General features: G+C 54.1%; 28 protein-coding genes. 21 read left to right on the forward strand and 7 right to left on the reverse strand.

Annotated elements, in window-relative coordinates; genetic code table 11:
- Positions 1-7 precede the first annotated feature (7 nt).
- The 6 genes from H9644_RS18805 to flgA form a co-directional block, all read right to left on the reverse strand.
- Positions 8-403: a lysozyme inhibitor LprI family protein gene (locus tag H9644_RS18805; protein WP_191775947.1), complete on the reverse strand. Its 396-nt coding sequence runs from the start codon at positions 401-403 to the stop codon at positions 8-10.
- A gap of 444 nt (positions 404-847) precedes the next feature.
- A complete protein-coding gene (locus tag H9644_RS18810; RefSeq protein WP_191775950.1) occupies positions 848-3,292 on the reverse strand; it encodes a glycosyltransferase in 2,445 nt (814 codons plus the stop codon).
- Between the two features lie 112 nt (positions 3,293-3,404).
- Positions 3,405-4,334: a lysine-N-methylase gene (locus H9644_RS18815; RefSeq protein ID WP_191775953.1), complete on the reverse strand. Its 930-nt coding sequence runs from the start codon at positions 4,332-4,334 to the stop codon at positions 3,405-3,407.
- 127 nt (positions 4,335-4,461) lie between these two features.
- The gene (gene flgN / locus H9644_RS18820) at positions 4,462-4,890 is read right to left on the reverse strand and encodes a flagellar protein FlgN (protein WP_064530456.1); all 429 of its coding nucleotides are present in this window, start codon (positions 4,888-4,890) and stop codon (positions 4,462-4,464) included.
- Between the two features lie 12 nt (positions 4,891-4,902).
- Positions 4,903-5,181 carry a flagellar biosynthesis anti-sigma factor FlgM gene (gene flgM, locus H9644_RS18825; RefSeq protein WP_064530457.1) on the reverse strand — a complete coding sequence of 93 codons (279 nt, stop codon included), beginning with the start codon at positions 5,179-5,181 and terminating at the stop codon, positions 4,903-4,905.
- Between the two features lie 80 nt (positions 5,182-5,261).
- Positions 5,262-5,999, reverse strand: coding sequence for a flagellar basal body P-ring formation chaperone FlgA (flgA, locus tag H9644_RS18830; protein WP_191775956.1), 738 nt, complete (start codon positions 5,997-5,999; stop codon positions 5,262-5,264).
- Between the two features lie 81 nt (positions 6,000-6,080).
- Here flgA and H9644_RS18835 point away from each other — a divergent pair, with 81 nt between their 5' ends.
- The 12 genes from H9644_RS18835 to H9644_RS18890 all read left to right on the forward strand — a co-directional run bounded on the left by H9644_RS18835 (position 6,081) and on the right by H9644_RS18890 (position 16,195).
- A complete protein-coding gene (locus tag H9644_RS18835; RefSeq protein WP_000512950.1) occupies positions 6,081-6,416 on the forward strand; it encodes a flagellar basal body protein in 336 nt (111 codons plus the stop codon).
- Between the two features lie 2 nt (positions 6,417-6,418).
- On the forward strand, positions 6,419-6,850 hold the full coding sequence (gene flgC, locus H9644_RS18840; protein WP_000010949.1) for a flagellar basal body rod protein FlgC: 432 nt from the start codon (positions 6,419-6,421) through the stop codon (positions 6,848-6,850).
- A complete protein-coding gene (locus tag H9644_RS18845) occupies positions 6,850-7,563 on the forward strand; it encodes a flagellar hook capping FlgD N-terminal domain-containing protein (protein ID WP_001093672.1) in 714 nt (237 codons plus the stop codon). Before flgC ends, H9644_RS18845 begins: the two co-directional genes overlap by 1 nt.
- Before the next feature lie 144 nt (positions 7,564-7,707).
- A complete protein-coding gene (gene flgE, locus H9644_RS18850; RefSeq protein ID WP_191775959.1) occupies positions 7,708-8,910 on the forward strand; it encodes a flagellar hook protein FlgE in 1,203 nt (400 codons plus the stop codon).
- Positions 8,910-9,647, forward strand: a complete 738-nt coding sequence (locus tag H9644_RS18855) for a flagellar basal body rod protein FlgF (RefSeq protein WP_191775963.1) — start codon at positions 8,910-8,912, stop codon at positions 9,645-9,647. Before flgE ends, H9644_RS18855 begins: the two co-directional genes overlap by 1 nt.
- A 78-nt stretch (positions 9,648-9,725) precedes the next feature.
- Positions 9,726-10,511: a flagellar basal-body rod protein FlgG gene (gene flgG, locus H9644_RS18860; RefSeq protein ID WP_000990541.1), complete on the forward strand. Its 786-nt coding sequence runs from the start codon at positions 9,726-9,728 to the stop codon at positions 10,509-10,511.
- A gap of 204 nt (positions 10,512-10,715) precedes the next feature.
- Positions 10,716-11,381: a flagellar basal body L-ring protein FlgH gene (gene flgH, locus H9644_RS18865; protein ID WP_191775966.1), complete on the forward strand. Its 666-nt coding sequence runs from the start codon at positions 10,716-10,718 to the stop codon at positions 11,379-11,381.
- Positions 11,382-11,395: 14 nt separating this feature from the next.
- Positions 11,396-12,496: a flagellar basal body P-ring protein FlgI gene (locus tag H9644_RS18870; RefSeq protein ID WP_059224973.1), complete on the forward strand. Its 1,101-nt coding sequence runs from the start codon at positions 11,396-11,398 to the stop codon at positions 12,494-12,496.
- Positions 12,496-12,795, forward strand: a complete 300-nt coding sequence (locus tag H9644_RS18875) for a rod-binding protein (RefSeq protein WP_000867178.1) — start codon at positions 12,496-12,498, stop codon at positions 12,793-12,795. The genes H9644_RS18870 and H9644_RS18875 overlap by 1 nt, the downstream gene beginning before the upstream one ends.
- Before the next feature lie 85 nt (positions 12,796-12,880).
- Positions 12,881-14,257 carry a flagellar hook-associated protein FlgK gene (gene flgK / locus H9644_RS18880; RefSeq protein WP_191775969.1) on the forward strand — a complete coding sequence of 459 codons (1,377 nt, stop codon included), beginning with the start codon at positions 12,881-12,883 and terminating at the stop codon, positions 14,255-14,257.
- A 14-nt stretch (positions 14,258-14,271) separates the two neighbouring features.
- Positions 14,272-15,201, forward strand: a complete 930-nt coding sequence (flgL, locus tag H9644_RS18885; RefSeq protein WP_191775972.1) for a flagellar hook-associated protein FlgL — start codon at positions 14,272-14,274, stop codon at positions 15,199-15,201.
- A 16-nt stretch (positions 15,202-15,217) separates the two neighbouring features.
- Positions 15,218-16,195, forward strand: a complete 978-nt coding sequence (locus H9644_RS18890) for a flagellar biosynthesis protein FlhF (protein WP_191775975.1) — start codon at positions 15,218-15,220, stop codon at positions 16,193-16,195.
- Positions 16,196-16,247: 52 nt separating this feature from the next.
- Here the strand turns inward: H9644_RS18890 and H9644_RS18895 are convergent, their stop codons facing one another.
- Positions 16,248-17,090 carry a transcriptional regulator gene (locus tag H9644_RS18895; RefSeq protein ID WP_191775978.1) on the reverse strand — a complete coding sequence of 281 codons (843 nt, stop codon included), beginning with the start codon at positions 17,088-17,090 and terminating at the stop codon, positions 16,248-16,250.
- 485 nt (positions 17,091-17,575) lie between these two features.
- On the opposite strand from H9644_RS18895, the gene lafA reads away from it, so the two are divergent.
- The 9 genes from lafA to lafU all read left to right on the forward strand — a co-directional run bounded on the left by lafA (position 17,576) and on the right by lafU (position 24,896).
- Positions 17,576-18,490 (forward strand): lateral flagellin LafA, encoded by a 915-nt coding sequence (gene lafA / locus H9644_RS18900; protein ID WP_064530467.1) that lies wholly within the window; start codon positions 17,576-17,578, stop codon positions 18,488-18,490.
- 286 nt (positions 18,491-18,776) lie between these two features.
- Positions 18,777-20,093, forward strand: a complete 1,317-nt coding sequence (gene fliD, locus H9644_RS18905; protein ID WP_191775981.1) for a flagellar filament capping protein FliD — start codon at positions 18,777-18,779, stop codon at positions 20,091-20,093.
- 22 nt (positions 20,094-20,115) lie between these two features.
- Positions 20,116-20,508, forward strand: coding sequence for a flagellar export chaperone FliS (fliS, locus tag H9644_RS18910; protein ID WP_040100479.1), 393 nt, complete (start codon positions 20,116-20,118; stop codon positions 20,506-20,508).
- 4 nt (positions 20,509-20,512) lie between these two features.
- Positions 20,513-20,824: a flagellar protein FliT gene (locus H9644_RS18915; protein WP_191775984.1), complete on the forward strand. Its 312-nt coding sequence runs from the start codon at positions 20,513-20,515 to the stop codon at positions 20,822-20,824.
- Positions 20,821-21,882: a flagellar hook-length control protein FliK gene (locus H9644_RS18920; RefSeq protein ID WP_191775987.1), complete on the forward strand. Its 1,062-nt coding sequence runs from the start codon at positions 20,821-20,823 to the stop codon at positions 21,880-21,882. Before H9644_RS18915 ends, H9644_RS18920 begins: the two co-directional genes overlap by 4 nt.
- A gap of 7 nt (positions 21,883-21,889) precedes the next feature.
- Entirely contained in the window at positions 21,890-22,357 is a 468-nt protein-coding gene (locus H9644_RS18925; protein WP_191775991.1) for a flagellar basal body-associated FliL family protein, read from the forward strand.
- 20 nt (positions 22,358-22,377) lie between these two features.
- Positions 22,378-23,094, forward strand: coding sequence for a FliA/WhiG family RNA polymerase sigma factor (locus H9644_RS18930; protein ID WP_191775994.1), 717 nt, complete (start codon positions 22,378-22,380; stop codon positions 23,092-23,094).
- A 12-nt stretch (positions 23,095-23,106) separates the two neighbouring features.
- Positions 23,107-23,970 carry a flagellar motor stator protein MotA gene (gene motA, locus H9644_RS18935; RefSeq protein ID WP_001169519.1) on the forward strand — a complete coding sequence of 288 codons (864 nt, stop codon included), beginning with the start codon at positions 23,107-23,109 and terminating at the stop codon, positions 23,968-23,970.
- Between the two features lie 2 nt (positions 23,971-23,972).
- Positions 23,973-24,896, forward strand: a complete 924-nt coding sequence (gene lafU, locus H9644_RS18940; RefSeq protein WP_191775997.1) for a putative lateral flagellar export/assembly protein LafU — start codon at positions 23,973-23,975, stop codon at positions 24,894-24,896.
- Positions 24,897-24,944: the final 48 nt, after the last annotated feature.

A 24,944-nucleotide genomic window follows, 5' to 3' on the forward strand; every position in this document is an offset into this window, starting at 1 on the left:
ATATTCATTATTGTGCAAGTATATTTTTAAGTCCTTCAATTCTTTTACGTGTCATGTCATTTTTACAAGAATACATTGCTGTATCATACGCTTGAGATTTTTCATCGTTCTGGAATGAATAAACTGCACAATTTGTGTCTCGAAAATTAAGCCATGCTCTTTGGGATGATTTTATTTTTGCAATATACTCAACGGCTAAATCTGGCTGTGTACTGTATTCCTTACGGACCGTGGATAAAAGATTTTTGTAGATATTATTCAGTTCGCTATCGCTGTGTTCAAATGTCACTTTAGAACAGAGAAAAACTTGTGCGGATAATTTTATGTCGGAGCATGGATCGCTTGCATGTAGTACGAAAGGAATGAAAACAAAGAGAGAGGGCACTATTTTTGTATGATTCATGTATCAATTTTCTTGAGTGATTTTGTGTTTGTTGACAAGGGGAGCCTGAACTCGCTATTAGCCCAGCAATATTGAAACATCCCATATCAGAAATGCTACCGCCCTCCCGTTTCATATTACCCGGACCTGTAGCCTGTAGCCCGCGAAGTGCAACGCCCATTTCGCGGGTGAGGTATGTTGCTGCCAATACAGGTGAAAAAGAATGGTTATAGTGGCAAGACGGGCGCTTTTCGGAATTCATAAAGACAACTATTCCCAAGCTCTAAAATGTGCAACTTTTACCGACTCAGCACTCAAGAAGTGGTATGTTTGAAATCAGAGGGTAGATAAGTGCGCTGTTTATGCCGGATGCGGTGTAAACGCCTTATCCGGCCTGGAAATCCTCACAAATTCAATATATTGCAGGGGCCACGTAGGCCTGATAAGCGAAGCGCATCAGGCAGTTTAACTCAGTGCCTTAACAATCACCATCGCCGCCCGTTCTCCGGCCTTGCCATCCATAAACGCATCGCAATAGTGATGGCGAATCTCCGTAAGCCCCGCCTGCACCGCATCCCAGTCAAACGCCTCTGACAACAAGTAACGCAACTCTGCCATATCATGAGCAACCGGCAATATTTCGCGGATTTGCTGATCGGCGCTCTCAGGCGTGGAGTAACTTTTCTCGCCGTCGAGCAATTCATTCATGCCAGGAAAGTCGAGCAGGATCACCCGCTTATCAACGTGGATAGCATCGAAAATAAAACCGCTGTTATCAGTGAGTACGTAATCGGCTTTTGCCAGTAGCGCCAGCGTGTGCTGCGCGGAGTCGGTACGTTGCTTTAAATGCCTGCGGGCCAGTGCCAGTGAGACCGCTTCTTCCGGGCGCGAGCAGGTGCCATGGTGCAGTTTGCAAATCAGGTTCACATCGCGGCTTAAGCGGCCCAGTTTTTCTGCCCAATGGGGCAGGGAGCTTAATGCGCCAAACGTGGGGGCGTAGAGCACCGTAGGTTTACGGTAATCGGGTTGGATATTTTCCGGCAGAGTGCGGTCGAATGTGCCGTTATGCCAGGCATCGAAGCGCGGGTTACCGACCACCTTCGGGCTGCCGAAATGTGCCAGCGCCCTCTGGCTGTAATGGCTGTAACACAAAATGCGCTGATAAAAGCGGTTCCACTCGGCGTGGTTCCACGTTTCTTTGGCTAAACCGTACATGGCGCGGACGTTCACAGGTGCAAGGCCATTGAGCGCGGGCGTGTGGTAGGGGCTGACCAGGCATTTCACTCGCTGACCGTGCGCCTGCATTTCTGACAGACGCATACCTTTAAGCTGTGGATCGTCGATGCTTTTTAGCGTTGCCAGCATCTCATCAAGAAACGGTTTAAACACGCGGTCGTTAATCACCAGCGTGCAGCTTTGTCCCTGCGCCTGTAAAGCGGTGATGATTGGGCGGTACAGCGCGTAGTGGAATGATGTTTCCATAAAAAAGCCGATGATGTCGGCGATGGGTAACGCGGATGGTTTTGTCGTTACAGGTAACTTATTGAAATAGTGACCAATGTTATCAGTCGTTTTTTTCTCGATATCACTAAAACCCGGTCGCTGGTAACAAAGACTCGGGTAACAGGCCAGCCATTTGTCGGCGCGTAGTAGCGGCTGCCAGCAGGCTTCCAGCGAGTGCTTACCGTTGCTCATCTGTTGCGCCAGTTGCGGGTAGTAGCGGCTGTTCACCAGATAAGCACACACTTTACGGCAGTCCCGCGCGTGCACCAGCCCCGGCAAACTTTTTAGCATCGTTCCCTGGGTAATTTCGCCGCCGAGGAGTATCACTTGCCACGGAATTTTCGCCATGCTGGCAAGCAGCGTGTTCAGTACCCGAATATGTTTTTCCTGTTTGAGGATGAGCGCATCATCTTCCAGTAGCAGATAGTTTTGCCAGCCATGCTGTTGTGCCAGGCGCAGCGCCTGTAAGTGCGACTGATGGCGGCCCCGCTGGCCGTCTTCATTTTCGCAGGCGCTAAGGCGGGTGATCTTCCCGGCAGGAATGCGCAACTGTGCCAGTTCATCGCGGATTTGTTGCAGGCGATCGGCGCGTTTATCGAGGTTAATGATCACCACCTGATCGATAGCCTGATGGTTTATCGGTTGTTGATGCGTGGCGTTATGCAAACTCAGATACTGATTTCTCAACAGCGGATCGGTGACTTTCTCCGTGAGCGGCGTGCTGACTGGCGCACAGGTTCTCAGCACAAAATCTTTATCGAACGTGTTCTGGCTGTGCGAGATACAAAGGATAGTGCGTTCTCCGGGCAGTTGTAGTGGATTCACGCGGAAGTTATCTGTGAAGCTTTTCTCTTCGCCGAGATTACAATTATCGTCGTAACGGTGCTTTTTCAGGTAGTTACGGTGATAGCAAAAGGTGCCGTTGAGGATGTTGCGCGGGCCAAAACTGCGGCTTTGAAAGATGCGGTTGATATGGCTGTACCAGATGGGGATCTGATCGGAACCGGAGATGAGCGCCCGGTGCTTTTGCATCATGGCGATGGTGTACGAGATTTTATCTGCCGGGTAGTAGTCATCATCGTCCATACACAGAATGTATTCGCCTGTCGCCAGTTCGTTGAGCATATTGCGTTTTTTGCCCAGCGGCAGTTTTTCCGGATGGTGAAAATAGCGGATGTTAAAGGCTTCCGGCGTGCCATTGGTCAGGCGGTCGATGATGTGCTGGTGGCTTTGCGGGGAGTCATCAAGGATGACCAGTTCGCGGCGTTCTGCCGGGTAATCCTGATAGCGGTACATATAAAGCAGGTACGGCAGAAATGCGCTGCGGTTCCAGGTTGGCGTGACGACGCTGACAAACGGTTTTTCGCGGTGAGTGGCGAGTGTTTTGATGATGGTTGGTGTTGGCATGGTGTCTGGGTGAGTTAATGAGTGAATGTGGTGGGTAAGGAGGGCTGCGCGCGCTTTGCCCCTCACCCTAACCCTCTCCCCAAAGGGGCGAGGGGACCGATCGAGCGCGGCTTCACGTCAGCAGCGAAAACGCTGATAGCAGCGGGTCGGCGGCACATAACGACTGAATTCGCTGGCGAATCAGCTGTGCATTTTCGCTGGCCCGCCAGCGTTCAAACACCGCAAAGAGAGCAAAAATATCCTCCTGCCGCAGCGGCGAACCATCCAGCGTCCACAAACTGATTAACGTGCGGATGAGATAAAAATCGCACACCAGCGGGCAATAGTCCGCGCCGTCTGCCTGCCCAATCACATCGTGGTAAACCCGGTAGATCAGGTAATTACGCAAAATCCAGGGGGAGGCTGTGAAATGTTGCTGCCAGGTCGTTTGCCACTGCGCCTGAAGCTGCTGTTGTAACAAGGCTTCACTGTTGGCGTCATGCAGCGTCAGCAAGGTAACCTGCAACGGCAGCGAGGCTTTGCGTGGGCTTTCCGGCAGAAGCGACCAGTCAAACGCAAAACTCCCGAGCAGCGTCACCAGTTGGCGCGCCAGCTGTGGCACGGGGGGGAGCTGGGCGAACTGTGCCTGTAGCGTGCCTTTTTGCGCATGGTCGGCCAGCGCCTGTGGCAGCGTCGTCAAACGGGCAAGAATGTCGCCGTCTCTGCCTGGCATTTTGCTGGCGCGAGAAAGCAGGATCCCGACGGCATACAGTGAAAGCTCTGGTGTTAAACCGGGTAGCGTAAAGGTGCTCAAAATTATCTGGTTTACTATTGCATCGCGCGCGGAAAGCTCTGCGGCATTTTCTTCTACAGGGCGATAGGTAAGCTGTAAATCAAAGGCTCTGGCATCGTTGAGCACCGCTTTGCAACTGGCAATATCGGTCAATGCCAGGCTCTGGCGAATCTCGTTTTTCCACACCTTGCGGACGTATAAAGGCGAACCGGGATGTTGCGTCATAAAATTGCGCACATATTCCGGTTCGTAACATTCAATAAAACTCATAGGTGGCTTCCAGTCTTTATTACTAAGCAGGATTTGCAATAAGCGTGCCGGGATTTTTGTTAATCAAAAACAAAGAATTAGGAATGAGGCGGAAAATCCGTTTCCGCTATGGGGGAAGGTATTGCTGTTATTCCTGATACAGAAAATCCGCTTCGCCGCCTAAAAAAGACTGAATAAATTCATACTGGCGAATCAACAGCTCGCCGTTTTTGTCGTTATAGGCTTTGCAGCGTTCCGCTTTTTGCTCAAGGCGTTGCCACAACTGCTGTGCAGCCGCTTTTTGAACCGCCGGAAGCCAGGCAAACACCTGCGCCAGACCGTCACGATTTACGCTGACACCCAGCAGTTGCAGCAGGCTGTGTCGCTGATGGCTATGGCTGTGTAAGTGCTCATAGTGATGCGTTATCTCATCATTTACCGACAGCAGCTCTTCGCTTGCGCGGCGAATCATGCAGATCCGCTGACGCTGAAGCAGTTCGCGCAGGGAATCATACCGCGCGTCGTCGTCGCGAATGCCATTCAGCAGCGCCTTCACCTGTTGTAACCGGATACTCACTTCATCGGCCTCTTAGTTCTGGAAAAAACTCAGCATATCGCTGGCTAACTGTTCGGTGTCTACTTGCAGACTGCCGGAGGCCAGCATCGCCTGCATTTGCGCCACTTTGTCGCTGTCGATATCGCTCTCTTGCTGGTCGTTCAGCGTTTGCTGGGCAGACTGTAATCCCGCCTGGGTAATGTCGTCGGCGCTTAGGGGCGTGGTGGTAGTCGCCGTGCTTTTGCGCGGCTGGCTGGAGCCTGCCGCAGTTGCTGTCGGGCGATTGCCAGGCATAGTCGGGGTGATTTTCATCGCAACCTCGTCTCTGTTTGAAGGTGTGTTACTCCTGTAAAGCGGTGAATGTGGGGCAAAACTTTAATCGCCTGCACAAATTACTCCGCACTTACTGTCGTCACCACGCCGCTTTCCGCCACCCTCGCGCTGATAACCCGCTGGCTGCTGGCGTTACGCACTTTCACCATTTCCCCTTTGCGTCCATTTTTCAGCGCCACGCCGGGCATCGAGGCGGTGATCCCCGCGTTCTGGTAAACAATCATCACTGGCTGCTCGCGCTCGACCAGCACAGGCGAAACCAGTTCTTCTTTAGTAAGCGGTCTGCCCGGTTGCAGCGCGTGTTTACTGCTTAAACCAATCGCTTCATCAAGATCCATCAACACATCACGACGCTGGGCGCTAACGTTGTAAGGCTTCAGTTCCACATCATTCGCCGTGAGCGGCGTATCGCGGGCAATCAGTGACTTCGCCATCACCACCGGCACTCGCACATCCGGGCGCACCGCCACGTTCATCTGCCAGCTTTGCGGGCAACTGACGGTGAAGTTCATTCGGTTGAGGGCGATGTCCGCAGGCGAAGTCAGCGTGACGGCGGGTGTCGTCGCACAGGGTGCAGCGGTCGCAATCTGCGACGGAATGTAGACCTTAAAGGTGTAGCGATAATCATGCCACTGCCGCTGTTGCGCCAGCGATTCAATTTTTTGGCTCGCGGCATTCAGCACCTGGGCGTTGATTTGTTCCCGCGCGCTATGTTGCACGGGATGGACGGCGGCGTAGCCCGGTAAGGCCAGCGCGAGGAGGAAGAACATCTTCCGCCTGCAAAATTGAAAACTCATAAACCCTTTCTCATCAGTCACTTAAAAAATGGCACGGTAATTGCCTAGCGTATGCGGATTGAAGCAGGAGTGACGCAAGAAATGGGGATCAGTTTTCAGCAGGCATTGGGAGTGCATCCGCAGGCAGTGAAGTTACGTCTTGAGAGGACCGAGCTACTGACTGCGAATCTGGCGAATGTCGATACGCCAAATTTCAAGGCTAAAGATATTGATTTTGCCAGGGAGATGCAACGGGCAAATAACGCTGCGGTGGATGTCCAGTACCGCGTGCCGATGCAGCCTTCGGAAGATGGCAACACCGTGGAACTGAACAGCGAACAGGCGCGGTTTTCACAAAATAGTATGGATTATCAAAGCAGTCTGACCTTTCTGAATCTGCAAATCAGCGGTATCAGAGAGGCCATTGAAGGGAAATAAGCATGTCATTTACTGATATCTATCAGATTTCTGGCTCGGCGATGACGGCGCAAACGCTGCGTCTGAATACCGTTGCCAGTAACCTGGCGAATGCCAATGCGCCCGCCAGCAGCGAGGCGCAGGCGTATAAAGCGCGCAGTCCGGTTTTTGCCGCGGTGTATCACCACAGTTTGTTGGCGGGTACACATCGTCATGCCATTGACGGCGCCAGCGTACAGGTGCAGGACGTGCTGCAAACCGGCGGGGCGGTGAAACGCTATGAACCGCATTCGCCGCTCGCCGATGCCAACGGTGATGTCTGGTATCCCGACGTCAACGTGGTGGAACAGATGGCGGACATGATGTCGGCCTCGCGCGATTTTGAAACCAACGTCGATGTGCTCAACAACGTGAAAAGTATGCAGCAAAGCCTGCTGAAACTGGGAGAAGCCTGATGAATACCCTGGCGCTGAATGCGCAATCGCCGCAGCCGACCGCTACGGCGGAAAGCAATAATGTGGCGGCCAGCGACACGCAAAGCAGCAGCGATAGCTCGCCCGTCGATACTTTCCTGACGCTGTTTGTCGCTGAGATCCAAAACCAGGACCCGACTGACCCGACCGACGCCACCGAATATATCGATCAGCTTTCGTCGATGGCGCAGGTGGCGATGATGGAAGAGATGAGCGTGCAGGCCAACACCAACGCGGTGCTGATGAGCAACATTCAGGTGATGGCGCTCGGCAACCTGGTGGGAGACGACATTATGGTGCAGACCACCGCCTTGCAGGTAAGCGACCAGACCATTAACGGTCGCGCCACGCTTGACGACGCCTGCACCACCGCCGATCTCCACTTTACCGATGCCGCAGGCGATGACTATACGGTCTCGCTGATCCCGGAAGGCAGTTCGTCCGTCGGGCCAGGGCAGGTGGATTTCTCGATTAATCCTGCCGATTACGGTATCCCGCCCGGCGATTACGACGTCTCGGTGGTGACCAACACCGGGGAAGAAGAGGTGCCGATTGAAGTCTCCGGCGAAGTGGAGGATGTGCGTATTCCGCTCGACGGCAGCTCTCCGGTGCTCAACGTTGCAGGTGTGGGCGAAGTGCCGTTCACCATGATTAGCCAGTTTGGCGTACCCGATGCCGACAGTGATGTGGCGTGATGACCGGTGCCAAATTGCCTGATGCGCTTCGCTTATCAGGCCTACATGAATCTGCATGGTTTTGTAGGCCGGATAAGGCGTTTACGCCGCATCCGGCAAAACAACGGACACGCTGTCAAAAATTTGAATCAACAGGATGAAACAATGAGTTATGAAATTGCCGCGACGGGGCTGAATGCCGTTAACGAACAGCTGGACGGGATCAGTAACAACATCGCCAACGCCGGAACGGTGGGCTATAAGTCGATGACCACCCAGTTTTCAGCCATGTATGCCGGAAGCCAGGCGATGGGCGTCAGCGTGGCGGGCACCGCGCAAAGTATTTCGCGCGGCGGTTCGCTGGTCTCTACCGGAAACGCCCTTGATTTGGCGATTAATGACGACGGTTTTTTTGTGATGTGCGACAGCGCGGGCAATATTTCTTACACCCGCGCAGGCTCGTTTGAAACTGACAAAAACGGCTATATCGTCAATGCGTCGGGCGCCTATTTGCAGGGTTATCCGGTGGATGACAGCGGCACCCTGCAAACCGGTACCGTCACGGACATTCAGATCAAAACTGGCAATATTCCGGCGCAGGCCAGCAGCGACCTGACCTTTACCGCTAACTTTGATGCCAGCGATACGGCTATCGATCGTACCACCGTACCGTTCGACCCGACCAACAGCAGCTCCTATACCGATAGCTACACCACCACGGTGTATGACGCGTTAGGTAACGAGCACTCGGTTTGCCAGTATTTTACTAAAACCAGCGATAACACCTGGGAAGTGCAGTACACCTTTGATGGTCAGCAGCAGGCAGGCGTTCCGGCAACTACCTTAAGCTTCGATCCGAACACCGGGAAACTGACCTCGCCCACCTCGCCGCAGACCATTGAGTTTCAGACCAGCGGCAGTGCGCCTATCGATCTCACCGTCGATTACACGACCTGTACGCAATACGGTTCTGAATTTTCGGTCACCACCAACGCCGCCAACGGTTATGCCTCCGCCACTCAGAACGGCGTGCAGGTCGATGACGATGGCAAAGTGTACGCCACCTACAGCAACGGCGAGCGCATGTTGCAGGGGCAAGTGGTGCTGGCGACCTTCCCGAATGAAAACGGCCTTGAGGCGGTGAGCGGCACCGCGTGGGTACAAACCGGGGAATCCGGCACCCCGCTGATTGGCGTCCCTGGCTCCGGCACCTGCGGCACGCTGTCGTCGGGCGTGCTCGAAAGTTCCAACGTCGATATCACCAGCGAACTGGTGGAGTTAATGACCGCCCAGCGTAACTACCAGGCCAATACCAAAGTTATCGCCACCAGTACGCAGCTCGATGACGCGCTGTTCCAGGCAATGTAATGGACCGCTTGATTTATACCGCCCTGAGCGGTGCATCTCAGACCTTGTACGAGCAGCAAATTAGCGCCAACAACCTGGCGAACGTCAACACCAACGGTTTTCGTGCAGATATGGCGATGGCGACCAACGACAAGGTGAAAGGCGGTGGCTTCGACACACGCTACATGGCGCAGGAAGGGGCCAGCGGCGTGAACGACAGCACAGGTGTTGCGGAGAAAACCGAACGCCCGCTGGACGTGGCGATTCAGGGCGCGGGGTATATTGCGGTGCAGGATAAAAACGGCAACGAAGTCTATACCCGCAATGGCAACATCCAGCAGGACGATCAGGGGCAACTGACCATCGACGGCAATCTGGTGCTGGGGGATAACGGGCCGATCATTCTGCCGCCGAACGCCATTGCTTCGTTTGGCAGCGACGGCACGCTCTCGGTAACGCCCGATGACGGCGACGTGACCGCGACGATGGATATCGACCGCCTGAAGCTGGTGGATATTCCGGTTGCTGACCTGGCGAAAAACGCTGAAGGGATGCTGGTGACTGCTGACGGCGTGCCAGCCCAGCGCGATGAAAACATCAAAGTTAGCGGCGGTTTTCTGGAGGGCAGCAATGTCTCAGCGGTGAGCGAGATGATGTCGTCCATCGCCATGAACCGCCAGTTTGAAGCGCAGATCAAAATGATGAAAACCGCCGAAGATATCAGCGACGCGGGCAACCGCTTATTGCGCGGCTCGTAACCGCACTTCGTAGGCCGGATAAGGCGCTCACGCCGCATCCGGCAACCGCGGCCCAAAAACAACACGGAATTTACCACCATGAACGCAGCATTATGGATCAGCAAAACCGGCCTCTCGGCGCAGGATGCTGAAATGAGCGCGATTGCCAACAACATCGCCAACGTTAACACCACTGGCTTCAAGCGCGACCGGGTGATGTTTCAGGATCTGTTCTACCAGACCCAGGAAGCGCCGGGTGCGATGCTTGACCAGAACAACATCATGCCGACCGGGCTGCAATTCGGTAGCGGCGTGCGCATTGTCGGTACACAGAAAACCTTCACTGAAGGCAACGTCGAAACCACCGACAACGCCATGAATGTTGCCATTATGGGGCAGGGATTTTTGCAGGTGCAAAAGGCCAACGGCGATATCGCCTATACCCGCGACGGCAACTTACAGGTGAACGCCGACGGAGTGTTAACCAACTCGCAGGGCTTGCCGCTGCAGCCGGAAATCGACGTTCCGGCAGGGGCGACCAGCGTCGCGTTTGGTGAGGATGGCACGGTGACGGCGATCTTACCCGGCGACAGCGATGCGACCGAGTTGGGGCAACTGACGCTGGTTAACTTCGCCAACCCGGCGGGGCTTTCCGCCGAGGGCGATAACCTCTATCTGGAAACCGCCGCTAGCGGTCAACCGACCGAGGGCGTGCCGGGCGAAGATGGGCTGGGCACTTTGCAGGACAACGCGCTGGAAGGCTCAAACGTGGATATCGTCAACGAAATGGTGGCGATGATTACGGTGCAACGCGCGTACGAGATGAACGCCAAAATGGTGTCGGCGGCGGACGATATGTTGCAGTACATCAGTCAGACGCTGTAAGGCGAAATGTCGGATGCGACGCTGACGCCCTTCCAGGCACGATAAACGAGTGGACGGCGCATATGAGTTTGGTTGATTAACTGTTAATAAACCGTCCACACGCGCATCAGGCAATGTGCGCACGCTTGTTGTCGGATGCGACGCTGACGCGTCTTATCCGACCTACAAGAGCAGATAACTCATTGTATTTTAAACAGGCAGAACGTGAAAAATTATCTCTGGCTGGTGGCGCTGCTTCCACTCCTTAGCGGGTGTGAATCGCAGGCTATTCTGGTCAAAAAAGACGACGCATACTTTGCGCCACCTACCACCGAAGCGCCGCCTCCGGCAGACGGGCGTGCCGGAGGCGTATTTGAAACGGGCTACAACTGGTCGCTAACCGCCGATCGGCGGGCTTATCGTGTGGGCGATATCCTGACGGTGATCCTCGAAGAATCGACCCAGTCGAGCAAACAGGCGAAAACCAACTTCGGCAAAAGCAACACCGTCGATATCGGTGCGCCGACCATTTTTGGTCACACCAAAGATAAGCTTTCTGGCTCCATCGACGCCAATCGCGACTTTGACGGCAGCGCCACTTCCCAGCAGCAGAACAGCCTGCGCGGGGAGATCACGGTTTCCGTCCATGCGGTGCAGCCCAACGGCATTCTGCAAATTCGCGGCGAGAAATGGCTCACCCTCAACCAGGGCGATGAATACATCCGCTTAAGCGGCCTGGTGCGTGCCGACGATATCCAGAACGACAACTCGGTTTCCTCTCAGCGGATCGCCGACGCCCGCATTTCCTATGCCGGACGCGGCGCGTTAAGCGACGCCAACGCCGCAGGCTGGCTGACGCGGTTGTTTAACCATCCTCTGTTCCCGATTTAATGCCGGAGAGTGCAATGCAAAACTGGATAAAGACGGTGGTAGTAGCCGTAAGCCTGGCGCTGCCCGGCGTGGCGCTGGCGCAATCGCTGGAGTCGCTGGTCAACGTACAGGGCGTGCGCGAAAACCAACTGGTCGGCTACAGCCTGGTGGTCGGCCTCGATGGTACCGGCGATAAAAACCAGGTCAAATTCACCAATCAGACCATCACTAATATGCTGCGCCAGTTTGGCGTGCAGTTGCCAAATAAAATCGATCCGAAGGTGAAAAACGTCGCCGCGGTGGCGGTGAGCGCCACATTGCCGCCGATGTACTCGCGCGGGCAGACCATCGACGTCACCGTTTCGTCGATTGGCGATGCGAAAAGTATTCGTGGCGGCACTTTGTTGCTGACGCAGTTGCACGGTGCAGATGGCGAAGTGTATGCCCTGGCGCAGGGAAGCGTGGTGGTGGGCGGGATGAATGCCACCGGGGCCAGTGGCTCGAGCGTAACGGTTAATACGCCGACCGCCGGGTTAATTCCCAACGGCGCGACGGTGGAGCGCGAGATCCCCAGCGATTTTCAGATGGGCGACACCATCACGCTCAACCTGAAACGCCCATCGTTTAAAGATGCCAACAATATTGCGGCGGCGATCAATGCCTCGTTTGGCGGCATTGCCACCGCGCAGAGTTCCACCAACGTTACCGTGCGCGCGCCCACCAGCCCCGGCGCGCGGGTGGCGTTTATGTCGCAACTGGACGATGTACAAGTGCAGGCGGAGAAAATCCGCGCCCGCGTGGTGTTTAACTCGCGCACCGGTACGGTGGTAATGGGCGATGGTATCGCGCTACACGCGGCGGCGGTGTCGCACGGCAGCCTGACCGTTTCGATTAACGAAACCAGCAACGTCAGCCAGCCGAATGCCTTTGCGGGCGGGCGCACGGCGGTGACGCCGCAAAGCAATATCGCGGTGAATCATGCCCGTCCGGGCGTGGTGAGTTTGCCGGAGTCGAGCAGCCTGAAAACGCTGGTGAATGCGTTGAACAGTTTAGGCGCAACGCCGGACGACATTATGTCGATTTTGCAGGCGCTGCATGAGGCGGGCGCGCTGGATGCCGACCTGGAGGTGATCTGATGAAAGTGAACGCCAGCGGTGGGATTGACGGCAGCGACGCGTTAATGGGGCCGAAAGTTCAGGCCAATGATATCAAGCAGGCCGCGGAGCAGTTTGAGGCGATTTTTTTACGCAACATGTTGAAAGAGATGCGAAAAACCAACGAGTTGTTCGATTCGAAAGATAACCCGTTTAACAGCGATTCGGTGCGCATGATGCAGGGGTTTTATGACGATGAGTTGTGTAACACCCTGGCGCAGCAACACGGGATTGGGATCGCGGCGATGATTGTGAAGCAGTTGTCGCCCAAGGGGAAATGAGGTGCGCGCTTTGCCCCTCACCCATTTAAGAATCCCCAACCTAACGCCGCTTTTAACCGGCACGATTTACCGGTAAGGACCCAACATGGACATGATTAACATCGGCTACAGCGGCGCATCAACCGCGCAGGTGGAGCTGAACGTCACGGCGCAAAATACCGCGAACGCCATGACCACAGGCTACACTCGCCAGGTAGCAGAGATCAGCACCATCGGCGCCAGCGGCGGTTCGCCGAACAGCGCCGGTAACGGCGTGCAGGTGGACAGCATTCGCCGCGTCTCCAACCAGTATCAGGTGAATCAGGTGTGGTATGCCGCCAGCGATTACGGCTATTACAGCACCCAGCAGGGGTATCTTAGCCAACTGGAAGCAGTACTGAGCGACGACAACAGCAGCCTGAGCGGCGGCTTCGATAACTTCTTCGCCGCCCTTAACGAAGCGACCACCAGCCCTGACGATTCCGCCCTGCGCCAGCAGGTGATCAGCGAAGCCGGGGCGCTGTCGTTGCGTATCGACAACACGCTGGATTACATCGACTCGCAAAGTACGGAAATCATCAGCCAGCAGCAGGCGATGGTGTCGCAAATCAACACGCTCACCAGCGGCATCGCCAGCTATAACCAGCAAATCGCCCAGGCCGAAGCTAACGGCGATAACGCCTCCGCGCTGTATGACGCGCGCGATCAGATGGTGGAAGAACTGAGCGGAATGATGGATGTGCAGGTCAATATCGACGACCAGGGCAACTACAACGTTACCCTGCAAAACGGCCAGCCGCTGGTGAGCGGGCAGCAGAGTTCGACCATCGCGCTGGAAACCAACGCCGATGGCACGCCGTCCATGTCGCTGACCTTTGCCGGAACTACCTCGACCATGACCACCGATACAGGCGGTTCATTAGGCGCATTGTTCGACTATCAAAACGACGTGCTGACGCCGCTGACCGACACCATCAACAGCATGGCGTCGCAGTTTGCCGATGCGGTCAACAATCAACTGGCGCAGGGTTACGATCTCAACGGCAATCCCGGTGAGCCGCTGTTTATTTACGACGCCAGCAACGCCGATGGCCCGCTGACCGTTAACCCGGATATCACTGCCGATGAGCTGGCGTTCTCCAGTTCGCCGGACGAAAGCGGCAACAGCGACAACCTGCAGGCGCTGATCAATATCTCCAGCGAACCGCTGGACATCGCCAATCTCGGCAGCGTGACGGTCGGGCAGGCGTGCTCGTCAATCATCAGCAATATCGGCATCTACAGTCAGCAAAACCAGACCGAAGTGACCGCCGCGTCTAATGTCTATTCTGAAGCGCAAAACCAGCAGAGCAGCGTCAGCGGCGTCAGCATGGATGAAGAGGCGGTGAACCTGATCACCTATCAACAAATTTATGAAGCCAATCTGAAAGTCATTTCCGCCGGCGCCGAGATTTTCGATTCGGTGCTGGAAATGTGCAGTTAAGCGGGAGCGCGAGAATGCGAGTAACTACCCAACAAACCTACGTCTCGATGACGCAAAGTTTCAACGATCTCTCCGGCTCTCTGGCGCATGTGGTCGAGCAGATGGCAACTGGCAAGCAGATTTTGCAGCCGTCGGACGACCCAATCGCCGCCACGCGCATCACCCAGTTGAACCGCCAGCAGTCGGCGATTGAGCAGTATCAAAGCAATATCGACTCCGCATCGGCGGGGTTAAGTCAGCAAGAGTCGATTCTCGATGGCGTCAACAACAGCCTGCTGGCGGTGCGCGACGACCTGCTGGAAGCGGCGAACGGCACCAATACCGCTGATTCGCTCGCCAGCCTCGGTCAGGATATTCAGTCGCTCACCGAATCAATGGTCGCGGCGCTCAATTACCAGGACGAAGACGGTCACTACGTGTTTGGCGGCACCATCAACGATCAGCCTCCGATCGTGGCAGTGGACGATGACGGCGATGGCGTCACCGACAGCTACAGCTATCAGGGCAACAGCGACCATCGGCAGACCACCGTGTCGAACGGCGTGGAAGTGGATACCAACGTGGCGGCGAGCGATTTCTTCGGCAGCAATTTAGACGTGCTGAACACGCTTAATTCGCTCTCTCAGGAGTTGCAAAACCCGGACGTCGATCCGGCAGATCCGCAGGTGCAAAGCGATATTCAGAACGCCGTCGATGTGGTAGATACCGCCTCGGACGACCTCAACGCATCAATTGCCTCGCTCGGCGAGACGCAGAACACCATGTCGATGTTGAGTGATGCGCAGACCGATATCTCCACCTCCAATGATCAGTTGATTGGCTCTTTACAGGATCTCGATTACGGCCCGGCGTCGATTACCTTTACCGGACTGGAAGTGGCAATGGAAGCTACCCTCAAGACTTACTCGAAAGTGAGTGAGTTGAATTTGTTCAGCGTTCTCTAACTCTTTCAGGAACAGTATGCAGGTCGGACTTACTTCTTCGTCACTCGCTACCGGCGGCGCGCATAGTGCTGCGGTATCGTCGTCAACCGTTGCGCCCACTCAGGCGGTGCGGCAAAAACTCCCGGCGACGGCGAGTGAATATCCGGCCTCGCCGCTGATTGCCACTCGCCCGCAGCGTTACAGTGTGCAGCTTAACGATCAGCTCACCACCTTGCAGCAGGCGGTGAGCTATCTCGGGCAACTGGAGCAGCAGTTGCTCGATTATCGTCATAGCCAGCGCAAAGGCGGGCAGGCGCAGAGTTCGGCGCTCACGCAGATGCTGGACAAACGCACCGCGCTTTCCGGCGGCGCGGTGGACCGCCAGCTGCAGCCAGTGTTGCAGGGGGAAGCGCGGGTGACCTTTCACTCGCCGGATCTGGTGAATCTCGTACACAATCCCACGCCAGGAACGCGGATGTTCAGCGTCTCTGACGGGCGGCAGACCCAGCTTTCGGCGGTGATGGTATCTGATGATGATAGCGCCGGGCAGTACCAGACACGGCTGAATAACGCCCTGCGCCGCGTGGGGGTGCAGTTGCATCAGCACGCGGACGGCATCAGTTTCTCCACCACCGAAAAACAGTGGCCCAACATCGAACGTACCTTAAGCGTGCGCACCGATGGCGATAAGTCGGCGTTTACACCACTAAAAACGTTTGCCGAACCGTCGCAGGTCGACCGTTTAGTACAAAGTTTGCAACAGGGTGGGGCGGGGATTTCTCAGACATTAGAAGGGATTAATCAGCAGCGTGCGAAGATGGCGGTGCAGCAGGAAAAAGCACGGCAGTTAATTGACGGCATGTCCCGCTTCCCGCAAACGGAAAACGCGGTGCAGGCGTCGGAAAACCTCGGCGGTGTGCTCAATAGCGCCAATCATAATTATCAGGTGTTATTACAGGCGGTGAACGGTCAGGCGCGAATTTCCAGCCAGACGGTGAGGAGTTTATTGGGCTAATTATATGAATGCCGGATAAGAAAACGTCGCATCCGGCATATATTGGCACGCATCAGCATTTCTGCACGGTATTTAACAACTTTTGCAGATTCTGATACATCGCGCTATTAATATCGCTATTCTGCCAGTCTTCCACGTTAAATGTTAATTGCCAGCTACCGTTGCACTGGTTGCGCAAAACAATATCACTCTCCAGTCGATTACGAACATATTTATAATAGGTTGTCATTGTCATATTATGCGCTGACAATAAATTATCTAATTTGTCTTTTCCTGGAGCGAGAGCTTGTGAAAGTAACGGTGCGGAATTATTTTCTCCAGCAGAACTTAGATGAAATATTTTTATTCTTGGACTATTAACGGATTCTTTTACCAGTTGCGGGGCGTCAGGTGTACTTTTCAAGTGTGAATAACCCATGGTCGAGCCAATAAATATAACAGCCGCGATCAACGCTAACCCCATCAGTCCTTTATGTTTTTTTCTACCAGCCACAGGCGGTGTTGTAGAAGATATCTCTTGTGGCACTGTTTCCTGTGCCTGGTCGGTAATAATCAACTCTTCTGCAGACGATGACTCCGGTAAAGATACATATACTTTATTGCACAGGTAACCTTTCTTCGGGATGGTTTTGATAACGTTCTGTTGTTTGCCATCATCATCGATGGCGACGCGCAACGCATGGATCGCAGTCGGCAGGCTGTTACCGCCGACAATGCGGTTCTTCCATACTTCGGCACATAAATAAGATCGCGATAAAACAGCATCGGCATTTTTTGCTAATGTTTCCAGCAAAATAAAATGGTATTCGCCGAGGCGACGTGTTTCACCCGTTTCGCAATGTATTAAGGCATTAAGCGACGGGTCCATCCGCCAGTTGTTGATAATAATACTCATAGTCGAGTTTACCTTAGCAAGGGATAAATGTTTCCTGATAGTGCTTTGTATAAAGCACAGTCTTATACGTCCCTGAGAAGATGATTTTTCTGCGTGATAATTAATATTTTATGGTAATAGGATTAATCTTAATCGCTATATGGCATGGAAATGTAACGAAATGACAGGACAGGTACAATAGCCAAATGTGTACTATTTGCAACGCAATGTAAATTTTGGCATCAGTCCATTGATAAGAAAACGAGTTAATTGATGGTAATCTTAACTATATCAAGCAATTGATAAAGACATATTTTGATACCTGGCCATGTGGCAGATATTGCTAATAATCTTTTTATCTGAATTTAAATTCGGCTTTTTTTAGCTAAAAGTGGCATCAGATAAAGTGCAGCGAAAATTTTTTAACGGCGATTTTAAGTTTGCTCCTTAGGTGTCGTTTTTACAGGGTATCGAAACGAAAACGATTAATCCCAAGGAGCAGTATCATGTTATCTATTAACACCAATAACGCCTCAATGGCCGCAGTAAATGCAATCAGCAAAAGCAGCTCTTCTCTGTCTACATCTATGGAACGCCTGGCGACAGGTAACCGGATTAACTCTTCTGCCGATGATGCCGCAGGCAAACAGATTGCTAACCGCCTGACAGCACAGTCCAGCGGTATGGGCGTGGCGCTGAGTAACATCAACGACGCCACCGCGATGCTGCAAACCGCCGACAGCATGTTCGATGAAATGTCTGATGTGCTGGGCCGTATGAAAGACCTGTCAACTCAGGCAGCGAACGGCACCTACAGCGACGACGACCTGCAGGCGATGCAGGATGAATACGACGAACTGGGCCAGCAGATGTCTGACATGCTGCAAAACACCACCTACGGCGGCACCAACCTGTTCGGTGTTTCCAGTACCAGCAACACCGGTACTGACGGTCTGTTCCAGAGCGCAGTGACTTTCCAGGTGGGCGCGGAATCTTCCGACACCATGACCGTGAATATTTCAAGCCAACTGAACACGCTGGTGACCGATCTTTCTGCTATTAGCAACTCCTTTAGTGCAGATCAGGCTGACACCACTGGCACCGCAGGCGTTTCTGGCGGTACTGAACTGACCGCGTCTGGCTCGGCTAACCAGATGATCACCAGCATTTCTACCGCGATGGATGACGTTTCTCAGATCCAGTCCAAGCTGGGTGCGTCTATCAACCGTCTGAACGACACCGCCAACAACCTGACCAGCATGCAGGACAACACTGAAGTCGCTATCGGCAACATTATGGATACCGACTACGCGACGGAAGCGTCCAACATGACCAAACAGCAGGTGCTGATGCAAACCGGCATCACCATGCTGAAACAGTCCAACAGCATGTCCAGCATGGTATCCAGCCTGCTGCAGTAGTGCGGGATTGCCGGATGCGGCATAAACGCCTTATCCGGCCTACAAAATATTGCAAATTCAATATATTGCAGAAACCTTGTAGGCCTGATAAGCGCAGCGCATCAGGCAATGTTGCGTTTGTCAGTCTCAACACCGCCTGTGGGCGGTGTTGTCCTTTCTGCGGCAGGCACTCTTCCGCCAGACCGGAAACGCCATTTCCGCCTGTTTTTCAATTAATTGATTATTCACATAAAAATTATTGGCACGCCTTTTGCCAATAACCATACATCGTTACCCGGAGTCATCAATGATTAACCCAAGAACCATTGCGCAAGAAATTGCTTATGCGGATGTCGCCACTCAGGCAGCAAATTTGCAGGAGAAGCAGAGCGAGCTGGATGCCGAGAGCAGCGGCCTGGAAACCCTTAGCTCGGCGTTGAGTGATTTCCAGAGCGCCGTCGATGCGCTGAACAGCGATACCGACGGCCCGGTGACTTTTGCCGCCACCAGCAATAATGACTCAGCGACCGTTTCCGCTAACTCACAGGCGCAGGCGGGGAGCTACTCATTTTTCGTTGAGCAACTGGCGCAGGGGCAGCAGACCACGTTTAGCATGGGCGATGACACCTTTTCTGCGACGGGGACGTTTGAAATGACCATGGGTGACAGCACCATGGATATCGACCTGGCGTCGGCAGATCAGAACGGCGATGGCGACGGTTTTATCGACGCCAGCGAGCTGGTGAATGCGATTAACGACTCCGACGATAACCCAGGCGTGTCGGCGGCACTGGTAAAAACCGACGGCACCACCACCATAATGCTCACCTCCGAAAGTACCGGGGCGCAGAGCGCGTTTTCGGTGAGCGTAACGGGGCATGACGCCAGCAACGATAGCGCCAGCGCGCCCGTTCCCACGGATGTTTCCTCCGCCCAGGACGCGATTATTCATCTCGGCAGCGCCACGGGGCCTGAGATCACCAACAGCAGCAATACATTTGATGATGTGATCCCCGGGGTCACCATGACTTTCACCGAAGTCAGCGATTCTGACAGCGATCTCACCACCTTTAACATCAGCGAAGATTCCAGCGCCAGCCAGGAGAAAGTACAGACCTTTGTCGATGCCTATAACACCTTGATTGATACGGTTGATTCGCTGACCACCCACGGTGATGACAGTACCAGCGCCGGGGTATTTGCAGGCGACGCAGGACTCAGTTCACTGGCGAACCAGCTCGATGACATCGCCCATGCCAGCTACAACGGCGTGTCGATTGTGGATTATGGCATCACCCTCGATTCTCACGGCCACTTACAAATTGACTCCGATCAGTTCAGCGACGAAATGGCGAAAAATCCTGACGGCCTGACCTCTATTTTCGTCGGTGACAACAGCATGGTGGCGCAGATGGACGACCTGATTAACACCTACACGGACTCCAGCAACGGCATCATCACCCTGCGCCAGCAGAACATTGACGATCAGATGAGCAAAATTCAGGACGAAGGCGATCAACTGACCGATACCTATAACGCCAACTACGACCGTTATCTGGAGGAGTACACCAACACGCTGGTTGAGGTGTACACCATGAAAGCCAGCATGGCGGCATTCGCGTAATTCATAAGGAATATCCCTAAAGATGTATGAAGTACAGGATGGTTATTCGCAATACAAAGAGGTCGATCTCGCGGCGCGTACCGCGGCGGCCTCTCCGCTTGAACTGGTGCTGGTGCTGTTCGCCGGGCTTCTCGACGAACTGGAGCGCGCCAAAAGCCATATTGAAGGGCGACGTTTCGAGAAGAAAGCCCAGAGCATCAACAAATGCATCGACATTCTCAATGCGCTCACCAGTTCGCTGGAGTTTGAAACCGGCGGCGAGCTGGTGGTGAATCTTTCGCGCCTCTATGACCACTGCGTGTATCGCTTGTATGAGGCCAGCGGCGAGCTGTCGGCGGAGAAAATCGATGAAGTGATGCTGATTTTAAGCAACCTGCGCGAAGGCTGGGAAGGGCTTTCGGGCAAGCTGGGTTAAGACGATGGAAAAACAACGCAGGCAACTTTTCGCGCTGGTTGAGGCGATGAATGAAGCACTGGATAAACAGCGCTGGCGACGCCTTCCGGCGCTGCATCAGCAGTTGATGCGCCAGTTTAATGACTACGCGGCGATAGAAACCGATGCGCGACAGCTTGGTACGGTGAAATCGCAACTTCATGCCGCGTTTAGCGCATTAATCGCCCGCCGTGAGCAGCGAGCGCAAGTGCTGAAAGTGCGCATGGAGTTGCATCAGCAACATCAGGAAGGCGTGCTGGCCTATTCAATAGTTAATTTATTTTCGGAGAAGTCATGAATCCGGCATTGCTTGCCACGCTCGGAACGCTTGCGGAAACGGCGTCGCTGAAAACGGATATTTTACCGCCGGTGAGCGGGGAAAACGCGCCCGCGTTTACGCTGCCGAAAATGGCGGTGGCCGCGGTGGCGGAACGCGTTCATAGCGCCAGAACCAGTCAACAACAGGCGACGCGCCCGCAGGAGAGCGATCCGGCTGCGATGCAGGCCTTGATGACACTGTTACTGCCGCAACCGGTCGCGCCGCATGAGGCGAAGCAGCCGCCGCGAAACGTGGCGACATCGCCGGTTATCCAGCAACTGACAAAAGCGGTGGTGCAAAACGTGCCGCAACGCCCGACGCAGCAGCAGGATCCCACGGCTTTGCCGCCGCAGTTGCAGGCGCTGGTCAGTCAGTTGCCGCAGGCGAAACCTGAGCAGCAGGCAAAACTGGCGACTTTTGCCAGTGAAGATTTACATGCTATTGCACCTTCACAGCCGCGTGCGCCTGCGAAACCTGAACGCACGAAGCCCGAGCCAACCCGCGTGACCACGCGCCCGCAGGTGGAGCGTAAAGCAGAAAAAGTACCGGACAGCGAGCCGGTGATGCCGCGCGCGGTGTTACAGGTTAAGACGCCGGAGCGGGTCAGCGATCATCACGAGATTGCCGCCAAACCCGTCACGCTCTCGATGGACGAACTGGGCGAAAAACTGACGACCCTGCTGAAAGATCAGATCCATTTTCAGCTCAATAAACAGCAGCAAATCTCCACTATTCGTCTCGATCCGCCGTCGCTCGGCAAACTCGAGATCGCCGTGCAGCTGGATAACGGAAAACTGACGGTGCATATCGGCGCGAACCAAAGCGAAGTCTGCCGCGCGTTACAGCAGTTTAGCGACGATCTCCGGCAACATCTGACGGCGCAAAATTTTATGGAGGTGAACGTGCAGGTTTCCTCCGAAGGGCAGTCGCAGCAGCAACAACAGTCGGGCCATCAGCAGGAGGAGGTGAGTGCCGCCTTACAGCTTGATGATGCGCCTCAATTTCAACAGAACGAATCCGTTTTGATCAAAGTGTAAAGGCAATATGAAGAAAATCGTGGTGGCAGGCGTGGTCAGCGCCGTTCTGGCGTTAGTGGTCGGTGCCGGAGCAGGATGGGGAGTCTGGCATCATTATGCTGGAAAAGGAAAACCGACTCATGTCGCGCAGGCGGAATCGGTGGAAACGATGGATGAAAGCAAAAGTGTGTTTGTGACGTTGCCAGAAACCATCGTCACGCTTCATGACAAGAACGGCGCTGACCATTATTTGTCGGCAGAATTAGTCATGGTCGTCGCCAGTGATAAAGAGGCTGAAAAAATAAAACATCAGGAACCGCTGTATCAAAGTATTGCGGTGGAATGCCTGACGGAAATGAAATTTGAAGATTTGCGCGGCATGAAAATTTCTGCCATCCGCAAACTGATTTCTGAGGCGCTGAAACACGATCTTCAGCGTCGCAAGATGAGCGCACCGTATAAGGATTTACTGGTGAAAAAAGTGGTCTTCCAGTAATCGGTCGGGCGGATAAAAACATGCTACAGGACGTATTCGAGTCAGAAGAGTTTGCTGCCGCGCCGGTATTAACCCCGCAGCAGGAGAGTCATTATTTGCAGGCCTATTTGCCGCTGGTACGTAAAGTGGTGCGGCAACTTGCGCCGCAGTGCAACTGCATTATTGACCGTCAGGATATGGAACAAACGGCGTTAATGGGGCTGCTTAACGCCATTCGCCGTTACGGGCTGCCGGATGAAGGTTTTGCGGGCTATGCCGTGCACCGTATTCGCGGCGCGATCCTGGATGAATTGCGCGCTCTCGACTGGCGACCGCGCCAGCTGCGACAGAAATATCATCAGATGAAAGACCTGATTCGGGAGACGCGTAAAAAACTGGGGCATGAACCAGAATGGCAGGAGCTGGTCGGGGAGGGGATTTCGCATGACGATTATCTCGAATACCAGCAACTGGAAGGGGCGGAAACGATCGCCAGCCTGGATGAACTGCTGAATGGTGAAGGACCTGGCATCCCGCTCGTTGGCCGGGAACTGGAAGAGCAAATTGTAACTCAGGACGTCTTGCAACACGCGCTTTCGCAGTTGAGCGAAAAAGAGCAACTGATCCTTTCGATGTATTACCAGCATGAGATGAATCTAAAAGAGATTGCGCTGGTATTAGGCCTCACCGAGGCCCGAATTTGTCAACTGAATAAACAGATCGCGCAGAAAATTCGTGATTTTGTCTATCCGAATTAAAGTGAAGAAATTATGCAAAAAATTTTAGGTTTACTGGTGGTGCTCGGCTGTGTATTTGGCGGTTATTTTGAAGCGGGCGGGCAATTAGTGGCTATCTGGCAACCGGCGGAAATGATCATTATTTTGGGCGCCGGTTTCGGGGCAATGATTATTGGTAACCCGAAACATGTGCTGAAAGAGATTGCCCATCAAATTAAAGGTGTGATCAGTAAAAAACAGCTCGGGCCGGAGTTTCAGCGCCAGCTATTAATGTGCCTGTATGAGTTGCTCGAAATGGTGCAAAACGGTGGTCTGCGCATGTTGGATCAACATATTGAACAGCCGGAAGAGAGCACCGTTTTCCAGAAATACCCGCTGGTGTTAACCCAGAAACGGCTGGTGACCTTTATTGCCGATAACTTTCGCCTGATGGCGATGGGCAAAATCGACGCCCATGAACTGGAAGGTATTCTCGATCAGGAACTGGACACCGCTGAAGAGTCGTTGCTCACGCCGTCGCGCTCGCTGCAACGTACCGCTGAAGCGATGCCGGGATTTGGCATTTGTGCGGCGGTGCTGGGCATCATTATCACCATGCAGTCGATTGACGGTTCTATCGCCCTGATTGGCCTGAAAGTGGCGGCGGCGCTGGTGGGTACGTTTTTAGGCGTGTTTATTTGCTACTGCCTGATGGATCCGCTCGCCAACGCCATGGAACAGCAGGCGCGCGCCGAGCACTCGCTGCTGGAGTGCGTGCGTACCGTGCTGGTGGCCCAGGCGGGCGGCAAACCGACCCTGCTGGCGGTGGATGCCGGGCGTAAGCTGCTGCATCTGGCGTCCAAACCGACCTTCGCCAATCTCGACGCGTGGGTGAACGCGATGCTGGAGCAAGAATAAGCATGAGAAAGACGGGCAACCGCCGCGAGCGTGGGGCAAAAACCACCATCGTCCGGCGGCAGATCAAAAAGAATCATGCCGGGCATCACGGCGGAGCGTGGAAGGTGGCGTTCGCCGACTTTACCCTGGCGATGATGGCGCTGTTTATGACGCTGTGGATTGTGAACAGCGTCAGCAAAAGCGAGCGCGAAAGCATTATGGCGGCGCTGCATGGGCAGTCGATTTTCAATGGTGGCGGGCTGTCGCCGTTAAATAAAATCAGCCCGTCTCATCCGCCGAAACTTGCTACCGTGGCGGTGCCGGAAGAGACAGAGAAAAAAGTGCGCGACGTCAACGAGAAAACGGCGCTTTTGAAGAAGAAATCTGCCACCGAGTTGGGTGAGCTGGCAACCAGTATCAACACCATCGCCCGCGATGCGCATATGGAAGCGAATCTGGAGATGGAGATTGTCCCGCAGGGATTACGCGTGCTGATTAAAGACGACCAGAACCGCAATATGTTTGAGCGCGGCAGCGCGAAGATTATGCCGTTCTTTAAAACGCTGCTGGTGGAGTTAGCGCCGGTTTTTGATTCGCTCGACAATAAGATCATCATCACCGGGCATACCGATGCGATGGCCTACAAAAACAATATCTACAACAACTGGAACCTTTCGGGCGATCGCGCGCTTTCGGCCCGTCGCGTGCTGGAAGAAGCGGGAATGCCGGAAGATAAAGTGATGCAGGTAAGCGCGATGGCGGACCAGATGTTGCTGGATGCGAAAAATCCGCAAAGTGCGGGTAACCGACGCATTGAGATTATGGTGTTGACCAAAAGCGCGTCCGATACGTTGTATCAATATTTTGGTCAGCATGGGGATAAAGTGGTGCAGCCGCTGGTGCAAAAGCTGGATAAGCAGCAGGTGCTTTCGCAGCGAACGCGTTAAACGGTGAATCTTTACGCATTTCTCAAACCTTAAAATCACTGTATACTT

This window comes from Escherichia whittamii (assembly GCF_014836715.1).
GTDB lineage: Bacteria > Pseudomonadota > Gammaproteobacteria > Enterobacterales > Enterobacteriaceae > Escherichia > Escherichia whittamii.

Bases quoted from the DNA above. Each gene is read 5' to 3' on its own strand.
- fliS (WP_040100479.1), top strand. From the start codon at position 20,116: ATGTATGAAGTACAGGATGGTTATTCGCAATACAAAGAGGTCGATCTC.
- H9644_RS18915 (WP_191775984.1), top strand. From the start codon at position 20,513: ATGGAAAAACAACGCAGGCAACTTTTCGCGCTGGTTGAGGCGATGAAT.
- H9644_RS18805 (WP_191775947.1), bottom strand. From the start codon at position 403: ATGAATCATACAAAAATAGTGCCCTCTCTCTTTGTTTTCATTCCTTTC.
- H9644_RS18875 (WP_000867178.1), top strand. From the start codon at position 12,496: ATGAAAGTGAACGCCAGCGGTGGGATTGACGGCAGCGACGCGTTAATG.
- H9644_RS18925 (WP_191775991.1), top strand. From the start codon at position 21,890: ATGAAGAAAATCGTGGTGGCAGGCGTGGTCAGCGCCGTTCTGGCGTTA.
- lafU (WP_191775997.1), top strand. From the start codon at position 23,973: ATGAGAAAGACGGGCAACCGCCGCGAGCGTGGGGCAAAAACCACCATC.
- flgL (WP_191775972.1), top strand. From the start codon at position 14,272: ATGCGAGTAACTACCCAACAAACCTACGTCTCGATGACGCAAAGTTTC.
- H9644_RS18835 (WP_000512950.1), top strand. From the start codon at position 6,081: ATGGGGATCAGTTTTCAGCAGGCATTGGGAGTGCATCCGCAGGCAGTG.
- flgE (WP_191775959.1), top strand. From the start codon at position 7,708: ATGAGTTATGAAATTGCCGCGACGGGGCTGAATGCCGTTAACGAACAG.
- lafA (WP_064530467.1), top strand. From the start codon at position 17,576: ATGTTATCTATTAACACCAATAACGCCTCAATGGCCGCAGTAAATGCA.
- flgM (WP_064530457.1), bottom strand. From the start codon at position 5,181: ATGAAAATCACCCCGACTATGCCTGGCAATCGCCCGACAGCAACTGCG.
- H9644_RS18815 (WP_191775953.1), bottom strand. From the start codon at position 4,334: ATGAGTTTTATTGAATGTTACGAACCGGAATATGTGCGCAATTTTATG.
- H9644_RS18895 (WP_191775978.1), bottom strand. From the start codon at position 17,090: ATGAGTATTATTATCAACAACTGGCGGATGGACCCGTCGCTTAATGCC.
- H9644_RS18845 (WP_001093672.1), top strand. From the start codon at position 6,850: ATGAATACCCTGGCGCTGAATGCGCAATCGCCGCAGCCGACCGCTACG.
- H9644_RS18855 (WP_191775963.1), top strand. From the start codon at position 8,910: ATGGACCGCTTGATTTATACCGCCCTGAGCGGTGCATCTCAGACCTTG.
- motA (WP_001169519.1), top strand. From the start codon at position 23,107: ATGCAAAAAATTTTAGGTTTACTGGTGGTGCTCGGCTGTGTATTTGGC.
- flgA (WP_191775956.1), bottom strand. From the start codon at position 5,999: ATGAGTTTTCAATTTTGCAGGCGGAAGATGTTCTTCCTCCTCGCGCTG.
- fliD (WP_191775981.1), top strand. From the start codon at position 18,777: ATGATTAACCCAAGAACCATTGCGCAAGAAATTGCTTATGCGGATGTC.
- H9644_RS18870 (WP_059224973.1), top strand. From the start codon at position 11,396: ATGCAAAACTGGATAAAGACGGTGGTAGTAGCCGTAAGCCTGGCGCTG.
- H9644_RS18920 (WP_191775987.1), top strand. From the start codon at position 20,821: ATGAATCCGGCATTGCTTGCCACGCTCGGAACGCTTGCGGAAACGGCG.
- flgG (WP_000990541.1), top strand. From the start codon at position 9,726: ATGAACGCAGCATTATGGATCAGCAAAACCGGCCTCTCGGCGCAGGAT.
- flgC (WP_000010949.1), top strand. From the start codon at position 6,419: ATGTCATTTACTGATATCTATCAGATTTCTGGCTCGGCGATGACGGCG.
- H9644_RS18890 (WP_191775975.1), top strand. From the start codon at position 15,218: ATGCAGGTCGGACTTACTTCTTCGTCACTCGCTACCGGCGGCGCGCAT.
- H9644_RS18810 (WP_191775950.1), bottom strand. From the start codon at position 3,292: ATGCCAACACCAACCATCATCAAAACACTCGCCACTCACCGCGAAAAA.
- H9644_RS18930 (WP_191775994.1), top strand. From the start codon at position 22,378: ATGCTACAGGACGTATTCGAGTCAGAAGAGTTTGCTGCCGCGCCGGTA.
- flgK (WP_191775969.1), top strand. From the start codon at position 12,881: ATGGACATGATTAACATCGGCTACAGCGGCGCATCAACCGCGCAGGTG.